Raw genomic sequence first — 23,682 nt, 5'->3', positions numbered from 1 at the left:
GGGCATGCGACGAGCGCATGACGCCGGGCTGCCATGGGGAATTTCTTCGCCGCCGGCTCCGCTTTAGAAGACGATCCTTCCCTCCCGAGGGACAAGCCGGAGCAGGCCGATGATCGGCGCCATCTTTCTCGCGCTAGCACCGATCGCCCTGTTGATCGCGCTCGGCCATCTCATGCACCGCCGGCGCTTCCTGCCCGACAGCTTCTGGCCGCAGGCGGAACGCCTCTGTTACTATGTGCTGCTGCCGGCGCTGTTCATCCACGCGCTTGCGATGGCCGATCTGCGTGGCATTCCGGTCGCCAGCCTCGCAATGACCCTGATGGTGCCGATCATCGTCGTCTCGGCGCTGCTGGTGCTGGCGAAGCGCTGGCTTGGCTACAGCGACGCGGCCTTCACTTCCGTCTTTCAGGGCGGCATCCGCTTCAACAATTATGTCGGCCTCAGCGCCGCGGTGAGCCTGCTCGGCGCGCCGGCGCTGTCGATGGCTGCCGTCGCCAATGCCGCGATCGTGCCGACGGTCAATCTGCTCTGCGTCTTGGTCTTCGCGCGCTGGGGCGTCGCGCAGCCGACCCTGCGCGGCGTATTGCGCGGTCTTGCGCTCAATCCGCTGCTGATGTCCTGCCTCATCGGCATCCTGCTGCAGGCGAGCGGCCTCGGCCTGCCGCCCGGCATCGACAGCTTCATGAAGGCGCTCGGCCAGGCTTCCCTGCCGCTCGGCCTGCTCTGCGTCGGGGCGGCGCTGGATTGGGGCGCGCTCGGGCGGGGCCTGCGCCCCGCGCTCGCGGCTTCGTTCGCCAAGTTCGTGCTTATGCCGTTCGCAACCTTCATCATGCTCAAGGCCGTCGGCCTGGGCGGCCATGCGGCATTCATCGCCATCCTCTTTCACGCGCTGCCGACGGCCTCGTCTTCCTATGTCATGGCGCGCCAGCTCGGCGGCGATGCCCCGCTGATGGCCGGCATCTGCGCCTTGCAGACGGTACTGGCCGCCCTGACGGTCCCGATAGCGCTGATCCTGCTCGCGCCGGTCCTGTAGCGCGGCTATCGCGGCTCGCGCGGGTCGTCGAGGCTGGGGCCTTCGAGCCGTGCCGCGCCCGCACGCCTGGAGCGCGACCAGAAGCTCGCCAGCACCAGGCCGACCGGGATCGCCAGGATCACGATCCAGACAACGAAACTCCAGCTCTGCTCCATGCTGCGCGCTCCTTTCGTCCTTTCAACGGGATTTGGAGCGTGCGGTTCCGCGCTGTCGCGGCCGATGCGCTATGTCTGCCGCAGCCATGCTGGCGCCGTCTTGCCGGGCTTTGTCTTGACAGGGCAGATTTGCCGCCATGAATGCGGCTGGCAGGAATGTGGCTCAGACGAAAGCGCGGCGTGAGGGTGGCGATGAAGCTCTATGACGGTGGGCGGGCGCCCAATCCCCGGCGGGTACGGATTTTCTTTGCCGAGAAGGGGGTGTCGCTGCCTGAGCTGGTGCCGGTCGACATCGCCAAGAAGGAGCATCGGACGCCGGAGTTCACCCGCATCAACCCGTCCCAGCGCCTGCCGGTGCTGGTGCTGGACGACGGCACGGCGCTGGCCGAGACGATGGCGATCTGCCGTTATCTCGAAGGGCTGCACCCCATGCCGGCGCTGTTCGGCGCCGCTCCCAAGGAGGTGGCGCTGATCGAGATGTGGAACCGGCGGATCGAGCTCGGCCTTTTCTCCAGCGTCGCGGCCGTCTTCCGCCACAGCCATCCCTCTATGGCCGAGCTCGAAGATCAGGTGCCGGAATGGGCCGAGGCGAACCGGGAAATGATCGACGACCATCTGATGCTGCTCGATCTCCAGCTCGCCGGCAATCGCTTCGTCTGCGGCGAGGAGTTGAGCGTCGCCGACATCACCGCGGGCATCGCGATCGATTTCATGAAGCCGTCGCGTATCCCGCTGCCAGAGGACTTCGCCAATATTCGGCGCTGGCACGGCGAGCTCTCGACGCGCCCGAGCTGGAAGGCCTGAAGGGTGCGCGGGATTGTCGTCCTGCTGGCGCTGCTGCTCGCCCTGCCGGCGCTGGCGACCGAAAGGCTGACCGGTGAGCAGATCAGGCAGGCTTTCACCGGCAACACGGTCAGCGGCCGCTACACGGGCGGCGGCTTCTTCACCGAGTATCACGACCCCGATGGCCGGGCGCTGGGCCATAATGGCTGGCACGAGAACCGCGACGCCTGCTGGATCATCAAGGACGATGCGGTCTGCTACTATTACGGCCCGCCGAGCGACCGCACGATCCACTGCTTCACCGTCGAGATGAACGAGCGCCTCTATGTGCTGCGCAATCTCGACAATGGCCGGATCAACGCCGTCGCGACGGTCGAGCTCGCCAATCCGCGTAAGCACAATGATGGTGGCCAGCCCTGGTATTGCGACGGGCTGATCTCGCGGGCGCCGGCCGCGCCGATGTCGCGCCGCGTTCTGGCCGCGCGATGACCGGGATGCGGCGCAGCCTCGCCGCGATGCTGCTCCTGCAATGCGGGCTCGCCCAGCCGACGGTCGCGGTCGAACGCCTTTCCGGCGAGGCGATCCGCCAGCTCTTCGAGGGCAATACGGTGAGCGGCCGCTACAATAATGGCCGCCCCTTCAGCGAGTTCCACCACCGGGACGGCCGGGCCACCGGGCATAACCGGAATGTCCTCAACCGCGATGCCTGCTGGACCACGACGCAGGATGCGGTCTGCTACTATTACGGCCCCCACGAGACGCGCCGGACCTATTGCTTCTCGGTGGAGCGTAGCGGCCAGCTCTATGTCCTGCGGACCTTGCGCGAAGGTCGCGTCAACGGCATCGCCGCCATCGAGCCGGACGATCCGCACCGCCATACCGAAAAAGTGCCGGCCTGGAACTGCGACGGGCTGATCTCGCGCCGGCAGGGTGAGGCGACCCGGCTCGCTGGCCGATGATCTCGCGGGAACAGGCGGCGCAGGAAAACCTCAACGCCGTCCTTGCCGAGCTGCGCGCCTGCCGGCTCTGCCGCGATGCGCCGCTCTACCCACCGCGATTGCCGCATGAGCCGCGGCCGGTCATCCAGGCGGCGGCGGGCGCGAGGCTGCTGATCGCCAGCCAGGCGCCGGGGACCCGCGTCCATGCCAGCGGAAAGCCCTTTACCGATCGCTCGGGTGACCGGCTGCGCGACTGGCTCGGCCTCGACAAGGAGCGCTTCTACGATGCCGCGCGCGTCGCCATCGTGCCGATGGGCTTTTGCTTTCCGGGCCCGGACGGCAAGGGGGGCGATCTGCCGCCGCGCCGTGAATGCGCACCGACCTGGCAGGATCGCGTGCTCGCCCGCCTGCCCGACATCGAGCTTATCCTGGTGATCGGCCGCTATGCGCAAGCCTGGCATCTCGGCCCGAAGGCCGCGGCTGACCTGACCGCAACCGTCGCCGGCTGGCGCGCGATCCTCGCGGAGGCGCGCCAGGCGCGCATCCTGCCGCTGCCGCACCCTTCCTGGCGCAACAATGGCTGGCTCAGGAAGAACTCTTGGTTCGAGGCTGAGCTGCTGCCGGTCCTGCGCGCCGAGGTGGCGCGGCTGGTCGATTGATGCGGCCTATCGAACGCTGAGCCTGAAAGTGCGGTCGTTGCGCACATCGACGCGCCCGTTGTTCACCAGGTCCGAGAGCGTCACGCTGTCCTGCCCGCGATAACCGGGATTCGGACGGTAGTAGACCGCGAACGCACGGGCCACCTGCCCGAAGCAGCGCGAATTCCGGTTCCCGATCCTGGCCTCTTCCATCCGGATGGCCAGGCGGCCATGGGCCGGTGGTCGAACAACCAGCGGCTCCTTGCCCGAAGACAGGCATGTCCGCGAGTTGACCGATCCCGCCCGGGCAATGCGGCGCTCGCTACCGGCCGCCACGACGATCTCGGCCGCTTGCGCGGCGCTGGCCATCGTGGTCATGAGCGCCGCCATCAGAAGTCCAAAACGCAAAGGCATCTCCCCCTGGGTCGAGGAGATATCCTAAGGTCACTTCTCCAGCCGCTTCAACAGGCTGGAGGTGTCCCAGCGGCCGCCGCCGAGCTTCTGGACGTCGCCGTAGAACTGGTCGACCAGCGCGGTGACCGGCAGCGTCGCCTCGTTGCGGCGGGCCTCGTCGAGCACGATGCCGAGATCCTTGCGCATCCAGTCGACCGCGAAGCCGAAATCGAACTTGCCGGCATTCATCGTCTTGCCGCGGTTCTCCATCTGCCAGGAGCCGGCGGCGCCCTTCGATATCACCTCGAGCATCGCTTCGACATCGAGACCGGCGCGCTTGGCGAAATGGACGCCTTCCGACAGGCCCTGGACGAGGCCGGCGATGCAGATCTGGTTGACCATCTTGGTGAGCTGGCCGGAGCCAGCCGGGCCCATCAGCTTGCACATGCGCGCAAAGCTCGCGATCACCGGCTCGACCCGCGCATAGGTCGCCTGATCACCGCCGCACATCACGGTCAGCACGCCGTTCTCGGCGCCGGCCTGCCCGCCCGAGACCGGAGCGTCGATGAAGCCGAAGCCGGCGGCGCTCGCTGCGGCGTCGAGCTCGCGCGCTACATTGGCCGATGCGGTGGTGTGGTCGACGAAGACCGTGCCCTTGCCCATGGCGGCAAAGGCGCCGCCTTCACCGGTCGTCACCGAGCGCAGATCGTCGTCGTTGCCGACGCAGCAGAAGACGATCTCCTGGCCCTTGGCGGCGTCCGCCGGGGTCGGTGCCGAGGCGCCGCCATGCTGCGCGACCCAGGCCTGCGCCTTGGCGGGGGAGCGGTTGTAGACCGTGACCTCGTGGCCCTTGGCCTTGAGATGGCCGGCCATGGGGTAGCCCATCACGCCGAGACCGAGGAAAGCGACTTTGGCCATGGGACTGCTCCATTCCGGTTCGTAGGGTTCCGAATCGCGTGTAGCGCGCGGGGGCGGAGGAGGGAAGGTGCATGGCGCCAAGCCGGCCTGGCCCAAAATGCACGCCTGCGCTCACGACATCAGGAGCGGCGGCGCCAATGTCTTGCCCGGCCTCCGGAAATCCGGCAGGAAACCGGCCATGACGATCAATAATGACGATGAGCTTCAGGCGCTGCGCGAGATCGGCCGCATCGTCGCCGAAGCGCTTGCGGCCATGGGCAAGGCGCTGGAGCCGGGCATGACGACGGCTGAGCTGGACGCAATCGGCCGCGGCATCCTCGATCGCGAGGGCGCACGCTCGGCGCCTGAGACCGTCTACGGCTTCCCGGGCGCGACCTGCATCAGCGTCAACGAGGAGGTCGCGCACGGGATTCCCGGCGAGCGCAGGATCGCCGCCGGCGACCTCGTCAACATCGATGTCTCCGCCGAGAAGGGCGGCTATTTTTCCGATACCGGCGCTTCCTTCACGGTCCCGCCGGTCGACCGCCGCATCGAGCGGCTCTGCCGCGACGGCAAGCGGGCGCTCTTTGCCGGGCTCGGTCAGGTCGGCGCCGGCAAGCCGCTCGCCGGCATCGGCCAGGCGGTCGGTCGCTTCGCGCAGAAGAACGGCTATTCTCTGGTCCGCAACCTCGCCAGCCACGGCATCGGCCGCTCGCTCCATGAGGAGCCGAAGGAGATCGCCACCTGGCCCGAGCGGTCCGAACGCCGCATCATGCAGAAGGGGCTGGTCTTCACCGTCGAGCCGTTCCTGTCGCTGGGCGCGGACTGGGCCGAGCACGAGGGCGACGACCGCTGGACCCTCTATTCCGAGCCGCGTGCCCCGACGGTCCAGTTCGAGCACACCGTGGTCGCGACCGCCAACGGCCCGTGGATCCTGACCTTGCCGGCCTGAGCAGAGCGCCGCTCAGTACAGCGGTCAAGTCTCGCTCCAATCCTCATGCGCATGACGGACGCGAACGATCAGGACGTCGCCGTGTTCTCCAAGACGATAGACGACGAGATGCGCCTTGAACGGATGGATGCGCATCGGCGGCGACAGCTCAAAGCGTTCTCGCGCCATGCGCGGGTAGGCGGCGATCGCGTCAAACAGCGCGAATAGCTCGTCATGATAGCGTTTGGCTTGGATCGCGCCGAACAGGCGTATTCCCTGTTCGGCAATGCCGATGATGTCTTCTTCCGCCGCCCGCGAAAGTTGAAAGCCCACTATCGATTGCCGGGCGATGTGGTGGTGCGCTTAAGGGCCGTCGCGAAGAGCGCATCGCTGGATTGCGTGCCGGCTCCGCTTCTCACGCCTTCGTCGACGAAACGCTGCATGGCGGCGATCTTGTCATTGCGGTCCTGATCCCGCCGGATCAGGTCACGCACATAGTCGCTCGTATTGGCGTAACGGCCGGTTTCGGTCTGCGCTTCGGCCCATTCTTTCATCGAAGCGGGCAGGGATATGTTCATCGTTGCCATGTCGATCTCCGCGCAGGTTGAGCATGGCAAATTTTGGTAAAGATTGTCAATTTTCTGGACCCTGAGGGCTAGGACGGCAGCGGTGCCGTGCAGCCCTCACCGCATCGCCAGATGCTTGGTCAGCCTGAGTTCCAGCCGGTCCCAGACCCGCCGGATCAGCTCGGTCAGCGCGAGATAGATCAGAGCTGCATAGAGGTAGATCGACAGGTCGAAGGAGCGCGCGAAGGCGAGGCGAGTCGCGCCCATCAGGTCGAACAGCGTCACCAGCGAGGCGATCGCGCTCGCCTTGATCATCACGATCAGCTCGTTGCCGAGCGGGCGCAGCGCCAGGATCATCGCTTGCGGCAGGATGACATGGCGCAGGCTCGACCAGCGGTGCAGGCCGAGCGCCAGCGCGCCCTCGAACTGGCCGCGCGGGATCGACTGGATCGCGCCGCGCAGGATCTCGGTCTGGTAGGCTGCGGTATTGATCGTGAAGGTGAAGACGGCGCAGTAGAACGGCTCGCGGAAGAACCACCAGAGCCCGACATCCTGCCAGAAGAGGCGGAATTGGCCGAAGCCGTAATAGACCAGGAAGAGCTGGCAGAGCAGCGGCGTGCCGCGGAAGAAGGTGGTGTAGCCGTTGATCGCGACCTGCGCCCAGCGCGGGCCGTAGAGTCGCGCAACCGCGAGTCCGATGGCGAGCGCGAAGCCGACGGCGACCGAAATCACCACGAGCTGCAAGGTCAGCCAGAGGCCGCCGAACATGCGGCAGCCATAGTTCTGGAAGACTTCGGAGCCGACCAGATAGCCGGGATATTCGCACCAGTTCATCGCGTCGTCCCGCCGAAGGCGGCGTAGCCGCGATTGGTGTGCTTCTCCATCCGCCCGATTCCCCAGGCGGAGATCAGCGAGAAGCCGAAATAGATCAGCATCGCCGCGCCGAAGAACAGGAAGGGCTCCTTGGTCACGACATTGGCGCGCGTCGTGATGAACATGATGTCGGGCAGCGTGATCACCGAGACGAGCGAGGTCTCCTTCAGCAGCACCATCCAGTTGTTGCCGAGCCCGGGCAGGGCGACGCGGATGAGCTGCGGGAAGACGACGAGACGGAACGCCTGCGGCTTGGACAGACCGAGTGCGGCGGCGGCCTCGCGCTGGCCCTTCTGGATCGAGTTCAGAGCACCGACCCAGACCTCGCTGGAAAAGGCGGCGAGCACCATGCCGAGCGCCACCATGCCGGCGACGAAGGGCGGGATCGAGAAGCCCGACCAGATCTTCTGGACCAGGATCTGGATGCCGAAATAGATGATGTAGAGCGTCAGCAGCTCGGGCACGCCGCGGAACACCGTGGTGTAGACCGTCGCGAAGGCGCGCAGGACGATGCTCTCGGAGCGTTTGCAGAGCGCGACGATCAGGCCGAGCGCCAGGCCGAAGGGCAGGGTGGCGAGGGCGATCGAGATGGTGATGGCGGCGCCCTGGAGCAGGGCCCATCCCCAGCCGCCGGGGCCGAAGCCGAGCAGCGCGAATTTGTAGAGCATGGGAGAGCCGGCGCGCGAGGAATTGAATCCCGCCGGCCTGGTGCGGCCGGCGGGCAGGCGTCAGCCAAGGGTCAGTCGAACTTGAACCACTTGTCTTCGATCTTCTTCTGCGAGCCGTCGGCTATCGTCTCGGCGATCGCCTTGTCGAACATCGCCTTGAGCGCCGTGTCTGCCTTGCGCACGGCGCCGGCGACGCCGGCCCCGTGGATCGCATCGTCGCGCTTCACTTCAGCGATCTTCTTGCAGCAATCCTTGCCCTGGCCCTTGAGGAAGTCGGCCAGCGCCAGCGCGTCGGCGACGATGTAGTCGAGGCGTCCGTTCAGCAGGTCGAGATTGGCCTCTTCCTGGGTCGGATAGAGCCGCGCGGTCGAGTCCTTGTAGAACTTCTCGAGGAAGTTCGCGTGGATCGTCGAGCCCTGCGCGCCGATCGCCTTGCCCTTGAGGGCGGCGGGCGAGATGTCGGTGGACGTGGTCGCCTTAGGCCCGACCATCCAGATCGGGGTCTTGCTGTAGGGCGAGGTGAAGTCGACCTGCTTCTTGCGCTCGTCGGTGGCGTTCATGCCGGCGATGATGATGTCGTACTTGTTGGCCTGAAGCGCCGGGATGATGCCGTCCCAGTCCTGCACGACCCAGGTGCACTTCACCTTCATCTTCTCGCAGAGCAGGTTGCCATAGTCGATCTCGAAGCCCTCGAGCTCCTTCTTGGCGTTGAGGTTGTTGTAGGGCGGATAGGCGCCTTCCGTGCCGATCCTGACCTCTTTCCATTCCTTGGCCTGCGCCAGGGCACCGGTGGCGCCGATGGCAGTGAGTGCCGCGGCGGCGATGAAGCGAACGAAACCTTTCATGGTGCCTCCCCTTGAGGTTTGCCGGGCCGGGCGTTTCGAATTCCCGTTCCAGCTTGTGCGCGCAGATTGTGCGATCACGGGCCTCGCCCGCAAGGGGCGCCTTGCAGCTTTTCTGTGCGATCCGGCGCAAGAAAAATGCACCACAAGGCTTTGTCATCGCTTGATTATTTAATATTCTTCCTGCTCTGCGAGCTCGTTGGCTTTTGCGACGAAAGCGCGATTTGAGCGGCGGCTGGTGGCCGTTTGTCCGAGCAAGGCCCGTGCTGTGGCGCTTTAGTTGCCTGCCGCAGGGCATGTTGAGCCCTCGATTCACTGCGCCGGACGGGGAGGATGTCAGAGCTTCGATACCTGGGCCTGCTGCCGGCGCAGCCGATTCCATCACGAGGCGAGACATTGCGCGCTAATAACGGAAGGGCGACGTCGATGGCACCGCGAGAACGGCCATGCCCTCGGGCGGCCTTCTCTCATGTTTGTCTGAGAACTTCGCACTGCGAGGCGCGAACAACGGGGTCGACCCAGCGTGTCTCGACCTTGCGCTGATTTGACCAGCCGCCGAACTCCGAGAGGCCATCCTTTAGACGCCATTCGAACTTGACCGAACAGGACGATGTTCCATTCGTGCTGACGCGAACGATCCAGGAATGTGTCGGATAGGCCACGATCCGGATCAAGGTACGATCATCGAGCACTCGCCAGACGGCAGGGAAGCGGCCCACCGCATATTCTTCGCCGAAGGCCAGGGTCTTGGTCCGGTTCGGGCTCCACCTCGGAGTTAGCGGCGAGGGATCGTTGGTGACCCGCTCCTCGACGCCTCGGCCCCCGATGAGGGCGAAATTGACCTCGAAGTAGGTGCGGAAGGTTTGCCTCAGCGGCGATACTTCCGTGCCGGACCAATGCAATGTGATCCTGAACCGCGGTTCGCCCGCGAACGCCATGTCCGGCGTCGCGGCGCAGAGCATCCACATGGCCGCCAGGAGCGCTGCGATTGATCTGCTCAGCCAAGCCATTGGCTGCACCTCGCTCGCGCATCCGCCTCCTGAAGCGCTGGGTTAGGATCCGTTCCCGCGGGCGCTCAAGGTCTTTCGTGACGGTCTCCGGCCGGCAGTGAACGCCGCCGCCGCGTGGGCCGTCAAGCAGCATCTGCGCTTGCAGCCGGGACCCATCGACTTGGTGACGTCCCGGCTGCGGAGCGCATGTCCCGCCTGTCGATATAGCTCAGAGCAGGCCGGCGCCGTTCTTGGCGAGCCAGGCGTCGTGCAGCCATTTCTCCGTCTTGCGGTGGCCGGGGAAGGTTACCCAGACGATGTCGCGCTCGAACACCATGACCTTTCGGTCGGCTCCGACGATGACCCACATCCAGCGCCCATCGGCCTTGTTGCGCATCTTCACCTTCATTCCGGTGAGCGTGAGGTTCTCGGTCTTCCCGCCGCGCGAGACGCGGAGCGGTTCATCATGTGGCTCGATCCAGCTGACCTCGAGCACCGGCAGCAGATCCGGCGCTGCCAGCTTCAGGAAATCCATGGCGATGGCTCGCGTTTCATCGCGCGAAGGCAGTCGGCCGCCGACCAGGTCGAGGTCCATGCGCGCAAAGCCCTTCAGGCGGCCGTCTGCGGCGATGACGGTGCTGAAATGCTCGCCGCCGAGGGCGGCGTTGCGGCCATCGGTTCGCTGATGGCGGACAAGCTCGGCCGGCTCGCCGTCAACCACGATCCGGCGCCGGGCCGACTCGGCATAGCCGGCCGGCATGAAGGCGCTGACGGTCGTTGCGACGGGCTGGGCGGCGAGCGTCGTCATCGTCACGGGAGTTCCTGTCTTCGGGGGCGCCAGGGCAGGCGCGCCGCTGGCCACGGCGACTGACTGGCTGGCAAGGAGCGCGAGCGCCCCGATCAACGGGTTTGCGAGGCGGGCGGAGATCATGATCGCACCTCATGTCCACAAGCGGCAACGCGGCGCGCCAGGGGCATCACCAGGTAGACCATGCCGAGCACCATCGGCGGCACGGCGAGGGCGGTGACGGACCAGACCGGCCAGCCGCCAGTCACGGGCTTCAGGGCCAGCAGCAAGGCGTTGATCAATAGGTAGGCGCCGAGCATCAGCGTTCCCAGGAAACGAAGACGGGCGAGAGAGGGATTGGGTGTTGGTCCGGCCATGGCTATCTCCATAACGAAACGTATCGTTTCGTTATGATTGATAGATACGATCCGTTTCGATATCAAGCGGTCTGTTGCAAGTTCGTGCTTGCACCGGATAGCCCTGCCGGAACGAACCGAAACGGCTGCTACGGGCTTGGGAAACGGGAGAGGGGCAGGCCATGACGACTGCTAAGGTCGACCAGCCGGCCCGCCGGGCTTCGATCGGGGCGCGGCGCAATCCGGCCTCGCAGGCGGCGATCCTCGCCGCGGCTCGTGCCGTGCTGGCCGAAGAGGGTTATGCCGGCTTTTCGATCGACGCCGTCTCGCGCCGCGCCGGGGCGGGCAAGCCGACGATCTACCGCTGGTGGAAGAACAAGGCCGAGCTGCTGATCGAGGTTTATGCGGCCGAGAAGGCGAGGGTGAAGGCCGCGAAAACCGGCAACCTGGCCGGGGATCTTGTCCTCTATACCGCGGCGCTCTGGGATTTCTGGCGCGACACGCCGTCCGGTCGGACCTTTCGCGCGCTGATCGCGGAGGCGCAGAACGATGCCGCGGCGCTTGACGGATTGCGTGAGAAATTTCTGCCGGAGCGCCTGCTCGACGTGCGGGCTTTGTTCGCTGCCGCCGTGGCGCGCGGCGAGATCGCTGCCGACGAGGTCGAGACGCGGCTCGCACTCTATATCGGCTTCAACTGGTACTACGTCCTGACCGACAGTCTGGACGAAGGGCGTGCGGCGATTCCGGCAGCGATGCGCCTGGTCGCGGCGCAACTCCGGACCTGAAGCGGCCTCGGCTTACTCCGCCGGCGCGAGCATGGCCTGCTCGCTCGCCCTTGCATCCCAGAGCGTCACCAGGAAGATGGCGAAGCCGGACAGCGCCAGCCCGGCGCCGACCCATCCGGTCGAAGTCCAGCCATGGCCGGCCGCGATCGCCATGCCGCCGAGCCAGGGGCCGAGTGCGTTTGCGGTGTTGAAAGCGCTGTGGTTCAGCGCCGCTGCCAGCGTTTGCGCCTCGCCGGCGACGTCCATCAGGCGGGTCTGCAGGGCGGCGCCGAGCCCGCCGCCGCAGCCGATCATGAAGATCACCACCGATACGGCCCAGATGTTTCCCGCCGCCAGTGGGAACAAGGCCAGCGAGGCTGCGCTCCAGAGCAGGATTGCGCCGATCGCCGGCATCAGCGCCCGGTCCGCCGCCCAGGCGGCGACGAGCGTGCCGGCCGTCAGGCCAAGCCCGAAAATCGCCAGCACCACCGGTACCGTTGCCGGCGAGACCCCGGTCACCTCCATGAGCGTCGAGGCGACGTAGGTGTAGACGGCGAACAGGCCGCCGAAGCCGACGGCGCCGATCGCCAGCGTCAGCCAGACCTGCCGGCTGCGCAGCGCGCCGAGCTCGCGCAGCGGGCTCGCGCCGGGCTGCGGTACATCTTTGGGCGCGAAGGCTGCGACCATGACAGCGGTCGCGAGCGCCAGCACGGCGACGGTGCCAAAACCCCAGCGCCAGCCGAGTGTCTGCCCGAGGAAGTTCGCGAACGGCACGCCGAGAATGGTCGCGACGGTGAGGCCCAGCATGACGCGTGCGACCGACTGCGCCCGCTGGTTCGCCGGCACAAGCGAGGCCGCGACCAGCGCGGCGACGCCGAAATAGGCGCCATGCGGCAGGCCGCTCAGGAAACGGAACATCAGCATCCAGCCATAGGACGGGGCGAGCGCGGAAAGCCCGTTGGCGATGGCGAAGGCCGCCATCAGCGCAATCAGCAGAGTGCGGCGCGAAAGCTTCGTCGCCAGGACCGCGATGATCGGCGCGCCGACGACCACGCCGGCCGCATAGATGCTGATCACATGTCCCGCCGTCGGTTCGTCGATGCCGAGCCCGGCCGAGAAATAGGGCAGCAGGCTCATCACCGCGAATTCAGTCGTGCCGATGGCGAAGCCGCCCAGAGCAAGGGCGAACAGGATCAGGCCGGTGCGCCGTGCCGGTTCGGCGAGCGGACGCATGGCGGCGTCGCCCGTGCTGGCGGGAGTCATATGTTTCGTCCGGAAATGGGATGTTGTTGGTGCGGCACGTCGTGCGTGCTGCGTCGCAACATAGTGCCGTCGCGCGGGCCTCGATGCAAGCAATTTGCATGTCCGACGTGCTAATTCGGTCGGGGTATGCGTCCCGGGTATGGTTAGGTTTCGGGGTTGGTTAGGCTGGCATGGTCGTCTGGCAAGCCGGCCACACTACGCGGCGGGCGAGGGCGCGACGCGTCGCGCCCTCGCCCGAAGTCTTCCGTGTCAGGGCCGGCCCTTGCCGGTGGCGCGCGCCTCGGCGATCAGGCAGAGCTCGGTGAACAGCACCTGCGCCGCGCATTGCGCCGTGTTGCTGGTCGCGTCGTATTGCGGCGCGACCTCGACCACGTCGGCGGCGACGATGTTCCTGCCGCGCAGGCCGCGCAGGATGGCAAGCGCCTCGCGCGGCGTCAGCCCGCCGACCTCGGGCGTGCCGGTGCCCGGCGCGAAGGCGGGGTCGAGCGAATCGACGTCGAAGGAGACATAGGTCGGTCCATCGCCGATCACTGCGAGCGCCTTGGCGATGACGGCGTCGAGCCCCATCCGGTCGACCTCGTCGGCATGGATCACGGTCATGCCCGACTCGTAGGAGAACTCCCAGAGATATTCGGCGCCGCCGCGGATGCCGATCTGGATCACGCGCTCGGGGTCGAGCACGCCATCGAGCACGGCCTGACGGAACGGGCCGCCATGATGGAACTTCGAGCCCTCATAGGGGCCGGACGTGTCGCAATGGGCGTCGATATGCACCATGCCGACCGGACGCTTCTCGCCGACCGCCTTGAGGATCGGGTAGGTGATCGAATGGTCGCCGCCGACCGCGAGCGTCGAGACGCCGGCCTTCACGATCGTCTTGAAGGTCGCCTCGATGTCCTCATGGCAGCTTTCCAGCGAATAGCGCGAGCGGAACGGCACGTCGCCGATATCGGCGACCTTCAGCTGGCCGAACGGCGCCACGCCGGTGACATGGTCCATCGGCCCCATGCGCTCGACCGCCCTGACGGCGCGCGGCCCGAGCCGGGTGCCGGCCCGGTTGGTGACGCCGAGGTCCATCGGCAGGCCGATGATCGCGACATCCAGTCCGCCGAGATCGGGTTGCGACAGCGCATCCGGCCGGTAGGGCGCGCTGATGAAGGTCGCGACGTCGGCGAAGGGCCATTTGCGCCGGTCCCCCTTGAACTGGTCGGCGGCCACCTTGGCGAAGCGCGGGTCATGGATGTCGGCGCCGCTGCCGCCGGCATAGCGGGCCCTCAGTTTCGCCAGCTTGTCCTGGTCCATTGCCGTGACTCCGTACCGTTTGCGCTGATCCGCCAAAGGGCGAGGTTGACTGAAATCGCCGAATGGACCATGCGCTTCTGATGCAGCCGTGCCATGCCGAGGGCGCAATTGTCGAGCACCCAGGGTTGGTTGACGGTCCTGCGACGACGGGGGGTGCTGCGCACATTACGTGCAAGTATAGATTCGAAGCTGATGAAGGTGATCGTGGATCAACCCGGCGCTCCAGCTCTTTTTTGTTACTGCATCACGCCACGACCGACAGCCTAAATTCGCACGCAGCGGTGCCATCGCCGGCGCTTGCTGTAAAAAAGGTCCTACCGAGGAGATGCCCACAATGAAGCGTCGTCAATTCATCCAGGCCGCCACTGCCGGCGCGGCCGCCTCCGCCATCGCCATGCCCGCGATCGCGCAGTCGTCGCCGGAAGTGAAGTGGCGCCTGACGTCGAGCTTCCCGAAGTCGCTCGACACCATCTATGGCGGCGGCGAGACGCTGTCGAAGATGGTTTCGGAGCTGACCGACGGCAAGTTTCAGATCCAGGTCTTCGCAGCCGGCGAAATCGTCCCCGGCCTGCAGGCGCTCGACGCGGTTACCAACAACACCGTCGAGATGTGCCACACGGTCTCCTATTACTATGTCGGCAAGGACCCGACCTTCGCGATCCCGTCCTCGGTTCCGTTCGGCCTCAACACCCGCATGCAGAACGCCTGGCTCTCGCAGGGCGGTGGCGGCGAGCTCTTCAACGAGTTCTTCAAGAAGTACAACGTCCACGCCATCCAGTGCGGCTCGACCGGCGCCCAGATGGGCGGCTGGTTCCGCAAGGAGATCAAGACCGCTGCCGATCTTCAGGGCCTGAAGATGCGCATCGCCGGCATTGCCGGTCAGGTCATGGCCAAGCTCGGCGTCGTGCCGCAGCAGCTCGCGGGCGGCGACATCTACCCGGCGCTCGAGAAGGGCACCATCGACGGCGCCGAGTGGGTCGGTCCCTATGACGACGAGAAGCTCGGCTTCGCCAAGGTCGCCCCGTACTACTACTATCCCGGCTTCTGGGAAGGCGGCCCGGCGGTCCACGCCTTCATCAACACCGAGAAGTGGGCTTCGCTGCCGAAGAACTATCAGGCGGCGCTGAACGCGGCCTGCGCTTACGCCACCAACGTCATGACGTCGAAGTACGACGTCCAGAACCCGGCGGCGCTGAAGCGCCTGGTCGGCGCCGGCGCGCAGCTGCGTCCGTTCTCGCAGGAGATCCTCGAAGCCTGCCTCAAGGCCTCGAACGAGCTCTATGCCGAGATTTCGGCCAAGAACCCGGAGTTCAAGAAGGCGATCGACGCGATGCAGGCCTTCCGCAACGACCAGTATCTCTGGTGGCAGGTGGCCGAGCTGACCTTCGACATCTTCCAGGTTCGCTCGCGCGCCCGCTGAACGCGCCGGCGAGCGCCGCCCGCGCTCGCCGCAGCATTTCCGGGCGCTGCGGACGCAAGCTCCGCGCGACCGGATGCGATCAGACAGTGAGTCGGAGCATTCTCGCGCCTCGCGAGCGCGTTCCGGATCCAGAAGACTGCTTAAGCCCGGCCCTGTGCCGGGCTTTTTCACGTCTGCAGCCCCGCGAACCTGCGTCGCGGCGCGAAGAACCTCGGGGAGGGCAGTACTAAAGTCGTACGCCATGCGATAATTGCATGGGGGGTATGCTTTTCTCTTGCGCTTTCTCGCCGCCGCCGCTTTGCTGAGGGCCTCGCGCGAACCGGAAACCCGGCGCGCCTGAACAGCTCTGGGAGGAGCCAGCCCTATGAAGCGTCGTCAATTCCTGAAGGTCGCCGGTGCCGGCGCCGCAGCAAGCGCCATCGCCGCTCCGGCCGTCGCGCAGTCCATGCCGGAGGTGAAGTGGCGGGTCACCTCGTCCTTCCCCAAATCGCTCGATACGATCTTCGGCGCCTCGGAGGTTCTCTCCAAGGCGGTCTCCGAGGCGACCGACGGCAAGTTCCAGATCCAGGTCTTTGCGGCGGGCGAGATCGTGCCGGCGTTGCAGGCGGCCGATGCCGTCACCAATGGCACCGTCGAGATGTGCCATACGGCGTCCTACTACTATGTCGGCAAGGATCCGACCTTCGCCTTCGGCACGGCGGTGCCCTTCGGCCTCAATTCGCGCCAGCAGAACGCCTGGTTCTACCATGGCGGCGGCATGGACCTGCTCAACGACTTCTACAAGAAGCACAACATCTACGCGATCCCGGGCGGCAATACCGGCTGCCAGATGGGCGGCTGGTTCCGCAAGGAGATCAAGACGGTCGCCGACCTTCAGGGCCTGAAGATGCGCATCGGCGGCTTCGCCGGGCAGGTCGTCTCCAAGCTCGGCGTCGTGCCGCAGCAGATCGGCGGCGGCGATATCTACCCTGCGCTGGAGAAGGGTACGATCGACGCGGCCGAATGGGTCGGTCCGGCGGATGACGAGAAGCTCGGCTTCAACAAGGTTGCGCCCTATTACTACTATCCCGGCTGGTGGGAGGGCGGCGCTGCGCTACACTTCTTCATCAACACGGCGAAATGGGAAGCTCTGCCCAAGATCTACAAGTCGATCCTCACCACTGCGGCCGGCCTCGCCAATGTCGATATGCAGGCGAAATACGATGCCCGCAATCCGGCGGCGCTGAAGCGACTGGTCGGCGGCGGCGCGCAATTGCGGCCCTTCTCGCAGGAGATTCTCGAAGCCTGCCTGAAGGCCTCCAAGGAGGTCTACGCCGAGGCGAGCGCCAAGAACCCCGATTTCAAGAAGGTCTACGAGGCGATGTCGGCCTTCCGCGGCGACGAGTATCTCTGGTTCCAGATCGCCGAATACACCTATGACAACTTCCTGATCCGCGCCCGCGCTGCCAATCAGCTCTAAAGCCGGAGGCGACTGCCGGTTCGCCGGCCAACTTGATGCCCCGGCCGCAAGGCTGGGGCTTTTCGTTCCAGTGCCATGCAGGCGGCAGCGCAGCGGCGATGACGCCGAATTGCGCCGGCGCTAGACGCTGCCGGCGCGCTCGATCACCAGGACGCGTGCGGCGCCGACCGGGTGGGCGACATGGGCGTCGCCATCCTGCGCGTGGAAGATGTCGCCGGAGCCGAGCCGCTCCACGCTCTCTGCGCCGCCGGAGCGGGTGTGCATGTCGACCTCGCCGTCGAGGACGACGAAGACCTCCGGCCCGTCGTTGACGTGCCATATATAGGGCTGGTCGGTCCAGTGCAGCCGGATGGTCGCGTCGTCGATGCGTTCGATGTCGAGCGCTTCCCAGGCGCGGCTGCCGGTGAACTCCCGCGGCTTGATCGTCCTCATTCCCGCTTCTCCGTAGTTGGAATAGACCCTGAATCTTCACCGCCGGCAGCGCCCATGCCATAGGCAAGACGCCGGTTGCCCCTGCGATCGGCGGTTTCTGGGAGGAGGTCGCTTGCGAAACGACGGTGAGCTCGATGCCATCGACCGGAAGTTGCTCGCCCTGCTCGAGATCGACGCCCGCGCCTCCTTCACGGCGCTGGCGCGCGAGGCCGGGCTGTCGCGCACCGCGCTGCAGGAGCGCATGGCGAGGCTCGAGCGCGACGGCGTGATCCTCGGCTACACGGTGCGGCTCGCCGACCGGCAAAAGGCGCCGACGACCCGCGCAATGCTCTCGCTGCGCATCCGCACGCGGCCCTGCGCGACTGTGCTCGACCGCTTCAGGAACTGGCCGGAGATTCTCGCCTGCTATTCGCTGGCCGGGCCTGTCGACGCGATGCTGATCGTCGAGACGGAAGGTCCGCAGGCCCTGTCGCAACTGGTCGATCGGCTGAGCGCCGTGCCCGGCGTCGGCGAGATCGAGACGGCCCCGATCCTGGCAGGCGGCGCTCGGACTGCCGGCGCCTTGCCCTAGCCCGGCCTTGTTTGGCGCGCTACACTGCGCGTCTTCGCAATAGGGGCTCTCATGAAGCTGCCAGTCGCCATCCTCCTCGCGACCTTGGGCCTGCCTGCGCTTGCGGCGGCCCAGTCCATCGGCGAACCCATCCCAGGTCGCGGCCCAGCCAAGGCGAAGCCCGCCGCGGCGCCGCCAGCGTCGCAACAGGCGACAAGGCCCTGTCCGGAATATGGGCCGGGCTTCGTCCGGATCGAGGGTTCGACATCCTGCGTCCGGATCGGCGGCGGCGTTCGTGCGGAGTTCGGCAAGAGCTCGCGCAATGGCTTCGGCTCGTCGGCCGACGCGATGCTCTATGGCGAGGCACGCAGCCCGACTCCGGTCGGCGAGATGCGCGCCGTGATCAGCGGCCGTGTCCAGCGCGACAACAATCTCAATAACGGCAGCTGGCAGCGCTGGTGAGGCCAGCGTCATTCTCGGGCGGAGCTGAGCGCAAACCCGAGAATCTCGTGATGACAAGGCGCCGATGGGCGTCTCTTCCGGCCTGAGATGCTCGGGCCAAGCCCGAGCATGACGGGCGAAAAGAAAAAGCCCCGGATCGCAGTGATCCGGGGCTTTTTCGTTGCGGCCTGTCTTGTCTATTGCAGGTTGAGCGTCGGCGGTGCGTTGAGGTCGAGCCCCGGCAGCCCGCCCGGTCCTCCGCCCAGACCCGGTATCTGGATTGAGTCGAACTGCTTGTTGATCTGCTGCTGGTCGAGCTGCACGGCGGAAGATTTGTAGTGCATCACCATCTGCGGGAAGAAGACGACGAGGGCGACCATGATGCACTGGATCACGACGAAGGGTACGGCGCCCCAGTAGATCTGCCCGGTGGTGACCGGCTCCATCATCTTGCCGGTGACCTTGTCCTTGTAGCGTTCCTTGGGTGCGACCGAGCGCAGGAAGAACAGCGCGAAGCCGAAGGGTGGATGCATGAACGAGGTCTGCATGTTGACGCCGAGGATGACGCCGAACCAGATCAGGTCGATGCCGAGCTTGTCGGCGGCCGGTCCGAGCAGCGGCACGATGATGAAGGCGAGCTCGAAGAAGTCGAGGAAGAAGGCGAGCAGGAAGACCATCACGTTGACGACGATCAGGAAGCCCGTCGCGCCGCCGGGCAGCCCGACCAGGAGATGCTCGACCCAGATATGGCCGTTGACGCCGTAGAAAGTCAGCGAGAACACGCGCGCGCCGACCAGGATGAAGAGCACGAAGGCCGAGAGCTTGGCGGTCGACTCCGTCGCCTGCCGCAGCAGGTCGAAGGTCATGCGCTTCTTGCCCCAGGCGAGCAGGATCGCGCCGGCCGCGCCCATAGCGCCGCCCTCGGTCGGCGTGGCGAGGCCGATGAAGATGGTGCCGAGCACGAGGAAGATCAGCGCCAGCGGCGGCACCATCACGAAGATCACCTGCTCGGTCATGCGCGACAGCAGGTTGAGCTTCAGGCCCTTGTTGACCAGCGCGATCACGAAGGCGACCGCGACCATGATCGACATGGTCAGGATGACGAAGTCGGCACCCGCGGTGACCTTGGTGAAGAGCTTCATATAGGCGTATGCGACGGCGAAGCAGAGCAGCGTCACGACCAGCAGCGAGAAGCGCCGGATCTTGCCGTCGGCATCGCGCAGGGTCTGGGCCTCCGGCGGCAGGCCGGGCGCGCGCTTCGGATAGATGATGGTGACCAGGAAGACATAGCCGGCATAGAGCGAGGCCAGCACCAGGCCGGGAATGAAGGCGCCTTCATACATGTCGCCGACCGAGCGGCCGAGCTGGTCGGCGAGCACGATCAGGACGAGCGAGGGCGGGATGATCTGGGCGAGCGTGCCGGACGCCGCGATGACGCCCGAGGCGAGGCGCCGGTCATAGCCGTAGCGCAGCATGATCGGCAGCGAGATCAGGCCCATCGAGATCACCGAGGCGGCGACGACGCCGGTGGTGGCCGCGAGCAGGGCGCCGACGAAGATCACCGCATAGGCGAGGCCGCCGCGGATCGGTCCGAAGAGCTGGCCGATCGTGTCGAGCAGGTCCTCGGCCATGCCCGAGCGCTCCAGCACCAGTCCCATGAAAGTGAAGAACGGGATGGCGAGCAGCACGTCGTTGTTCATCGTGCCGTAGATGCGCTCCGGCAGGGCCTGCAGGAAGTTCTCCTGGAACATGCCGAGCTCGATGCCGACGAGCGCGAAGAGCAGGCCGTTGGCGGCGAGCGCGAAGGCGACGGGGTAGCCGAGCAGCAGGAAGACGACGAGCGCGGCGAACATCACCGGCGCCATGTTCTCGCGCAGGAAATCGCCGAAGCCGGCGGCCTGGGCGTCGCCGGTGTGCAGACTGAAGAAGGCGGTGGCGGTGAGCGCGAGCAGCAGCGCGCAGGCGCGGGCGGAGCGGGCGAGGGTCATGAAAGCTGTCCGGGAATCTGCTGCTGGGCTCACGGGGCGAGGCCTTCGGCCTTCGCCTGGTCGAGCAGGCGTTGGGCCTCGGCCTCCGCAGCGGCGGCGTGGCCGCGCGAGCTGTCATCGTCGTCGAGCTTCCCGCGCATGATCGCGATCTGCTTGATGATCTCGGAGACGCCCTGGAAGGCTAGCAGGATGAAGCCGATGATGACGAGGCCCTTGGCCGGCCATTGCGGTAGGCCGCCGGCCGAGAGCGACTGCTCGTTCACCGCATAGGAGCGGGTGAAGAACGGCCAGGAATGGTAGATCATCAGGAGGCAGAACGGCATCAGGAACAGGGTGTGGCCGATCAGGTCGATCCATTGCTGCACGCGCTTCGGCAGCATGCTGTTCACGATGTCGATGCGGATATGCTCCTTCACCTGCAGCGTCCAGGCAGCGCAGAGCAGGAAGACCGTGCCGAACAGCACCCATTGCAGCTCGAGCCAGGCGTTGGACGAGACGCTGAAGACCTTACGGACGATCGCGTTCACTGTGGCGACGATGACGGCCAGCAAAATCAGCCAGGCGACCTTCTTTCCGATCTCGCGATTGATCTTGTCGATCACGCGGCTGAAAGCGAGTGGTCCTTCCACTGCAGGTCTCCCTGGCATCTTGCGATTATGGCAGCATTATGCGCCGCAAGAAGGGCGGTTATACCAATGCTACATGGCGCGCAAGATTATGTCTGAGCCGCGCTGTGGATCAGCGCCCGAAGCGCAGGGCGAGCAGCGCCACAGCAAGCATCAGCCACATCATCGCCATTAGCGCCTGCGGCCAGACCGCGACCAAGGCGCTGATCACGATCGTCGCGAGCGCGCCGGAGCCGAGCTGGACCGCGCCCATCAGCCCGGCGGCCGAGCCGGCGAGCTCTGGCTTGGCCGAAAGCGCGGAGGCGGTTGCGCCCGGGATCGTCAGCCCGTTGCCGATGGCGTTCAGCGCCAGCGGTAGGAACAGCGTCAGCGGCGTCCAGTAGGGCGAAAGCGAGATCGCGAAGGCGGCGCTGAGCGCCACGAACGAGATCGCGAGGCCGATCCGCACCATGCGGCCGGTACCGACCCGCATGGCGAGCCGGGACATCGCGAAGTTGCCGATCATGTAGCCGAGGGCGTTGAGGATGAAGTACGCGCCATAGACGTCCGAGCCCCGCCCCATGGTCTCGACGACGATGAACGGCGCCGCCGCGATGAAGGCGAAGAAGGAGGCCGAGGTCATCGTCAGTGCGATGACATCGACGATGAAGGCGCGGTTGGAGGCGAGTTCGGGAAAGGCGCGGAAGATCCCGAGCAGCGAGGTGCGGACGCCGAGACTAGGCGCGGTTTCGGGCAGGCGCATCGCGGTCAGCACCAGCACTGCCACCCCCGCGGCGGTCATCGCCCAGAAGATCATGCGCCAGCCGAACCAGGTCTCGATATGGCCGCCGACATAGGGGGCGAGCATCGGGGCAACGACCATGACCATGGTCACCGAGGCGATCTGGCCGGCCGCCTCGTCGCGGCTCGATGTGTCGCGGATGATGGCGCGGGCGAGGGCGAAGGTCGTGCCGGCGCCGGCGCCTTCGAGAATGCGCGAGAACAGCAGTGCCTCGGTGCTTGTGGCGATGGCGCCGAGTGCCGAGCCGAGGATGAAGGCGACGATGCCGGCGAGCACGCAGGGGCGCCGGCCGAAACGGTCGGAGAGGGGGCCGACGACGAGCTGGGTCAGCGCAACGGCGACGAGAAACAGCGTCAGCGTCAGCTGGATCGTGGCGTAGCTGGCGGAGAAGCCGCGCGCCAGCGCCGGCGTCGCCGGCGCGACCATGTTGAGCGCGATCGGTTGCAGCGTCGAGATCGCGACGAGGACCAGCAGGGCCGGGCGCTTTGGGGTCATAGCGGCTTGCCGCCTTCCGGTGTTTGCGCCGCCATCCCCGCTGCTAGGGCGAGGATGCCGCTGCGATTCTGTGCGGCGGTCGCCAAGGCGGGCTCCAGTCGAGCGGATTCGGCTCAGGCGTCGAAGCGGGCGAGCGCGAAGGGCGAGAGATCGAAAGGCGTTTTGGTGTCGGTGCTGAGATCGGCGAGGATCTCGCCGATGGCGCTGGCGAACTTGAAGCCATGGCCCGAGCAGGCCGAGGCGAACACCGCTTGCGGCACGCCGGGCACGGTGTCGATCACAAAACCCTCATCGGGCGAAACCGTGTAGACGCAGCCCTTCACCGTCAGCGGGTCACCGGCTGCATCGGGGATGTAGCGCGCCAGGCACTCGCGGATCAGCCTAACCTGAGTCGGGCTCGGCGTGCGGTCTGGGTCGCGCGGGTCCATCGGCTCGCGTCCGAAATGCGGTCCGCCGAGCTTGAAGCCGGGATGCTCATAGAGCGGGAAGCCGTAGAAATTGCCTTCCTCGACGGTCAGGATGAAGACTGGGAAGGCGCCTTCGCGGAACAGCTCGGGCCGGCGCGTCGTGAACCAGCCGATCGCCTGGCGCACGGTCTTGACCTGCGAGGCCAGCACCGGAACCGCATCGGCGATCCAGCCGCCGGAGGTGATCACCAGCCTGCCCGCCGAATAGCTGCCGCGCTCGGTCCGCACGATCACCCCGCCATCGGCGGTCGGGTGCCAGTCCAGCATCGGCTCGCCGGTGCGGATCTCGGCGCCCTTTGACTGGGCAAGGCCGACATGGGCGTAGATCGCCTTTTCCGAGGCGACGAAGCCGCCGTCGGGTTGCCAGAGTCCGAGATGGCCTGACGGCAGCTGGAAAGCCGGAAAACGCCGGGCGATCTCTGCCTGGCCGAGAACCTCATGCGCCAGCCCGTGGTCCAGGCAGGATTGCAGCGAGGATTCGACCGGGCCGGCTCCCTCTGGCGCGAGGTCGAGCGAGCCGGTGACATGAAGCAGCTTCAGCCCGGCAGTGTCGCCGGTCTCGCGCCAGAGCTGGTGCGCCCGGCGCACGATCGGCACGTAATGCGAGCCCTCGAAATAGGCGAGGCGGATGATCCGGGTCAGCCCGTGCGAGGAGCCCATGGCGTGGCCGAGGTCGAAGCGCTCGAGCCCGAGCACGCGCTGGCCCCGCTTCGCCAGATGCCAGCAGGCCGCCGATCCCATGGCGCCGACGCCGGCGACGATCACGTCGTAATGAGGCGCAGTCATTGCTGTTCTTGTCCTCGATATCCGGCTGGCGACTGCGGCAATCTAGTCCCACGAGCGCG

29 protein-coding genes are annotated in these 23,682 nt (G+C 66.3%); 11 read left to right on the top strand and 18 right to left on the bottom strand.

What is annotated here, in order from left to right:
• The first annotated feature begins 109 nt into the window (after positions 1 to 109).
• Positions 110 to 1,033, top strand: a complete 924-nt coding sequence (locus DK26_RS08520; protein WP_066470562.1) for an AEC family transporter — start codon at positions 110 to 112, stop codon at positions 1,031 to 1,033.
• Between the two features lie 5 nt (positions 1,034 to 1,038).
• Here DK26_RS08520 and DK26_RS28920 read toward each other — a convergent pair whose 3' ends face one another.
• Positions 1,039 to 1,188 carry a hypothetical protein gene (locus DK26_RS28920; RefSeq protein ID WP_157089586.1) on the bottom strand — a complete coding sequence of 50 codons (150 nt, stop codon included), beginning with the start codon at positions 1,186 to 1,188 and terminating at the stop codon, positions 1,039 to 1,041.
• A gap of 192 nt (positions 1,189 to 1,380) precedes the next feature.
• On the opposite strand from DK26_RS28920, the gene DK26_RS08515 reads away from it, so the two are divergent.
• The 4 genes from DK26_RS08515 to DK26_RS08500 are packed head-to-tail and all read left to right on the top strand — an operon-like array spanning position 1,381 to position 3,568.
• Positions 1,381 to 1,992 carry a glutathione S-transferase gene (locus DK26_RS08515; RefSeq protein WP_066470555.1) on the top strand — a complete coding sequence of 204 codons (612 nt, stop codon included), beginning with the start codon at positions 1,381 to 1,383 and terminating at the stop codon, positions 1,990 to 1,992.
• Positions 1,993 to 1,995: 3 nt separating this feature from the next.
• Positions 1,996 to 2,460: a hypothetical protein gene (locus DK26_RS08510; RefSeq protein WP_066470553.1), complete on the top strand. Its 465-nt coding sequence runs from the start codon at positions 1,996 to 1,998 to the stop codon at positions 2,458 to 2,460.
• A 5-nt stretch (positions 2,461 to 2,465) separates the two neighbouring features.
• Positions 2,466 to 2,930 (top strand): hypothetical protein, encoded by a 465-nt coding sequence (locus tag DK26_RS08505; RefSeq protein ID WP_157089585.1) that lies wholly within the window; start codon positions 2,466 to 2,468, stop codon positions 2,928 to 2,930.
• Positions 2,927 to 3,568 (top strand): uracil-DNA glycosylase family protein, encoded by a 642-nt coding sequence (locus DK26_RS08500; protein WP_066470549.1) that lies wholly within the window; start codon positions 2,927 to 2,929, stop codon positions 3,566 to 3,568. The genes DK26_RS08505 and DK26_RS08500 overlap by 4 nt, the downstream gene beginning before the upstream one ends.
• 6 nt (positions 3,569 to 3,574) lie before the next feature.
• Here DK26_RS08500 and DK26_RS08495 read toward each other — a convergent pair whose 3' ends face one another.
• Both DK26_RS08495 and DK26_RS08490 read right to left on the bottom strand, forming a co-directional pair.
• Positions 3,575 to 3,925 (bottom strand): hypothetical protein, encoded by a 351-nt coding sequence (locus DK26_RS08495; RefSeq protein ID WP_157089584.1) that lies wholly within the window; start codon positions 3,923 to 3,925, stop codon positions 3,575 to 3,577.
• 66 nt (positions 3,926 to 3,991) lie between these two features.
• Entirely contained in the window at positions 3,992 to 4,858 is an 867-nt protein-coding gene (locus tag DK26_RS08490) for an NAD(P)-dependent oxidoreductase (RefSeq protein ID WP_066470547.1), read from the bottom strand.
• Between the two features lie 178 nt (positions 4,859 to 5,036).
• On the opposite strand from DK26_RS08490, the gene map reads away from it, so the two are divergent.
• A complete protein-coding gene (gene map / locus DK26_RS08485) occupies positions 5,037 to 5,789 on the top strand; it encodes a type I methionyl aminopeptidase (RefSeq protein ID WP_066470546.1) in 753 nt (250 codons plus the stop codon).
• A 24-nt stretch (positions 5,790 to 5,813) separates the two neighbouring features.
• On the opposite strand, the gene DK26_RS08480 is transcribed toward map, so the two are convergent.
• The 8 genes from DK26_RS08480 to DK26_RS08445 all read right to left on the bottom strand — a co-directional run bounded on the left by DK26_RS08480 (position 5,814) and on the right by DK26_RS08445 (position 10,870).
• On the bottom strand, positions 5,814 to 6,101 hold the full coding sequence (locus DK26_RS08480; protein WP_066470544.1) for a type II toxin-antitoxin system RelE/ParE family toxin: 288 nt from the start codon (positions 6,099 to 6,101) through the stop codon (positions 5,814 to 5,816).
• Positions 6,101 to 6,355 carry a type II toxin-antitoxin system ParD family antitoxin gene (locus DK26_RS08475; RefSeq protein WP_066470541.1) on the bottom strand — a complete coding sequence of 85 codons (255 nt, stop codon included), beginning with the start codon at positions 6,353 to 6,355 and terminating at the stop codon, positions 6,101 to 6,103. The genes DK26_RS08480 and DK26_RS08475 overlap by 1 nt, the downstream gene beginning before the upstream one ends.
• Positions 6,356 to 6,451: 96 nt before the next feature.
• The gene (locus DK26_RS08470; protein ID WP_066470539.1) at positions 6,452 to 7,168 is read right to left on the bottom strand and encodes an ABC transporter permease; all 717 of its coding nucleotides are present in this window, start codon (positions 7,166 to 7,168) and stop codon (positions 6,452 to 6,454) included.
• Positions 7,165 to 7,875 (bottom strand): ABC transporter permease subunit, encoded by a 711-nt coding sequence (locus DK26_RS08465; protein WP_066470537.1) that lies wholly within the window; start codon positions 7,873 to 7,875, stop codon positions 7,165 to 7,167. The genes DK26_RS08470 and DK26_RS08465 overlap by 4 nt, the downstream gene beginning before the upstream one ends.
• Before the next feature lie 71 nt (positions 7,876 to 7,946).
• The gene (locus tag DK26_RS08460) at positions 7,947 to 8,720 is read right to left on the bottom strand and encodes a transporter substrate-binding domain-containing protein (protein ID WP_066470535.1); all 774 of its coding nucleotides are present in this window, start codon (positions 8,718 to 8,720) and stop codon (positions 7,947 to 7,949) included.
• Between the two features lie 464 nt (positions 8,721 to 9,184).
• Entirely contained in the window at positions 9,185 to 9,727 is a 543-nt protein-coding gene (locus DK26_RS08455) for a hypothetical protein (RefSeq protein ID WP_157089583.1), read from the bottom strand.
• Between the two features lie 208 nt (positions 9,728 to 9,935).
• A complete protein-coding gene (locus DK26_RS29330) occupies positions 9,936 to 10,637 on the bottom strand; it encodes a hypothetical protein (protein WP_198162301.1) in 702 nt (233 codons plus the stop codon).
• Positions 10,634 to 10,870: a hypothetical protein gene (locus DK26_RS08445; protein ID WP_157089582.1), complete on the bottom strand. Its 237-nt coding sequence runs from the start codon at positions 10,868 to 10,870 to the stop codon at positions 10,634 to 10,636. Before DK26_RS08445 ends, DK26_RS29330 begins: the two co-directional genes overlap by 4 nt.
• 161 nt (positions 10,871 to 11,031) lie before the next feature.
• On the opposite strand from DK26_RS08445, the gene DK26_RS08440 reads away from it, so the two are divergent.
• Positions 11,032 to 11,634 (top strand): TetR/AcrR family transcriptional regulator, encoded by a 603-nt coding sequence (locus DK26_RS08440; protein ID WP_066470527.1) that lies wholly within the window; start codon positions 11,032 to 11,034, stop codon positions 11,632 to 11,634.
• A gap of 12 nt (positions 11,635 to 11,646) precedes the next feature.
• On the opposite strand, the gene DK26_RS08435 is transcribed toward DK26_RS08440, so the two are convergent.
• Both DK26_RS08435 and speB read right to left on the bottom strand, forming a co-directional pair.
• A complete protein-coding gene (locus DK26_RS08435) occupies positions 11,647 to 12,846 on the bottom strand; it encodes an MFS transporter (protein WP_066470779.1) in 1,200 nt (399 codons plus the stop codon).
• A 279-nt stretch (positions 12,847 to 13,125) separates the two neighbouring features.
• A complete protein-coding gene (gene speB / locus DK26_RS08430) occupies positions 13,126 to 14,178 on the bottom strand; it encodes an agmatinase (protein ID WP_066470524.1) in 1,053 nt (350 codons plus the stop codon).
• Positions 14,179 to 14,512: 334 nt separating this feature from the next.
• Between speB and DK26_RS08425 the strand changes: the two genes are divergently transcribed.
• Both DK26_RS08425 and DK26_RS08420 read left to right on the top strand, forming a co-directional pair.
• Positions 14,513 to 15,598: a TRAP transporter substrate-binding protein gene (locus tag DK26_RS08425; RefSeq protein WP_066470521.1), complete on the top strand. Its 1,086-nt coding sequence runs from the start codon at positions 14,513 to 14,515 to the stop codon at positions 15,596 to 15,598.
• Between the two features lie 364 nt (positions 15,599 to 15,962).
• Entirely contained in the window at positions 15,963 to 17,057 is a 1,095-nt protein-coding gene (locus DK26_RS08420; protein WP_066470518.1) for a TRAP transporter substrate-binding protein, read from the top strand.
• Positions 17,058 to 17,177: 120 nt separating this feature from the next.
• Here DK26_RS08420 and DK26_RS08415 read toward each other — a convergent pair whose 3' ends face one another.
• Positions 17,178 to 17,489: a cupin gene (locus tag DK26_RS08415; RefSeq protein WP_066470516.1), complete on the bottom strand. Its 312-nt coding sequence runs from the start codon at positions 17,487 to 17,489 to the stop codon at positions 17,178 to 17,180.
• A gap of 112 nt (positions 17,490 to 17,601) precedes the next feature.
• Between DK26_RS08415 and DK26_RS08410 the strand changes: the two genes are divergently transcribed.
• Entirely contained in the window at positions 17,602 to 18,060 is a 459-nt protein-coding gene (locus DK26_RS08410) for an Lrp/AsnC family transcriptional regulator (RefSeq protein ID WP_066470515.1), read from the top strand.
• A 51-nt stretch (positions 18,061 to 18,111) separates the two neighbouring features.
• Entirely contained in the window at positions 18,112 to 18,501 is a 390-nt protein-coding gene (locus tag DK26_RS08405) for a hypothetical protein (RefSeq protein ID WP_066470512.1), read from the top strand.
• A gap of 176 nt (positions 18,502 to 18,677) precedes the next feature.
• Here the strand turns inward: DK26_RS08405 and DK26_RS08400 are convergent, their stop codons facing one another.
• The 4 genes from DK26_RS08400 to solA all read right to left on the bottom strand — a co-directional run bounded on the left by DK26_RS08400 (position 18,678) and on the right by solA (position 23,623).
• Positions 18,678 to 20,345, bottom strand: coding sequence for a TRAP transporter large permease subunit (locus DK26_RS08400; protein ID WP_066470777.1), 1,668 nt, complete (start codon positions 20,343 to 20,345; stop codon positions 18,678 to 18,680).
• 152 nt (positions 20,346 to 20,497) lie between these two features.
• A complete protein-coding gene (locus tag DK26_RS08395; RefSeq protein WP_066470510.1) occupies positions 20,498 to 21,097 on the bottom strand; it encodes a TRAP transporter small permease subunit in 600 nt (199 codons plus the stop codon).
• 109 nt (positions 21,098 to 21,206) lie between these two features.
• Complete coding sequence (locus DK26_RS08390) at positions 21,207 to 22,370, bottom strand: multidrug effflux MFS transporter (RefSeq protein WP_066470508.1); 1,164 nt, start codon at positions 22,368 to 22,370, stop codon at positions 21,207 to 21,209.
• Between the two features lie 113 nt (positions 22,371 to 22,483).
• Complete coding sequence (gene solA, locus DK26_RS08385) at positions 22,484 to 23,623, bottom strand: N-methyl-L-tryptophan oxidase (protein ID WP_066470505.1); 1,140 nt, start codon at positions 23,621 to 23,623, stop codon at positions 22,484 to 22,486.
• Positions 23,624 to 23,682: the final 59 nt, after the last annotated feature.

This window comes from Allobosea sp. WAO (assembly GCF_001509835.1).
Lineage (GTDB): Bacteria > Pseudomonadota > Alphaproteobacteria > Rhizobiales > Beijerinckiaceae > Allobosea.
This window is presented reverse-complemented; position numbering and strand designations above follow the sequence as displayed.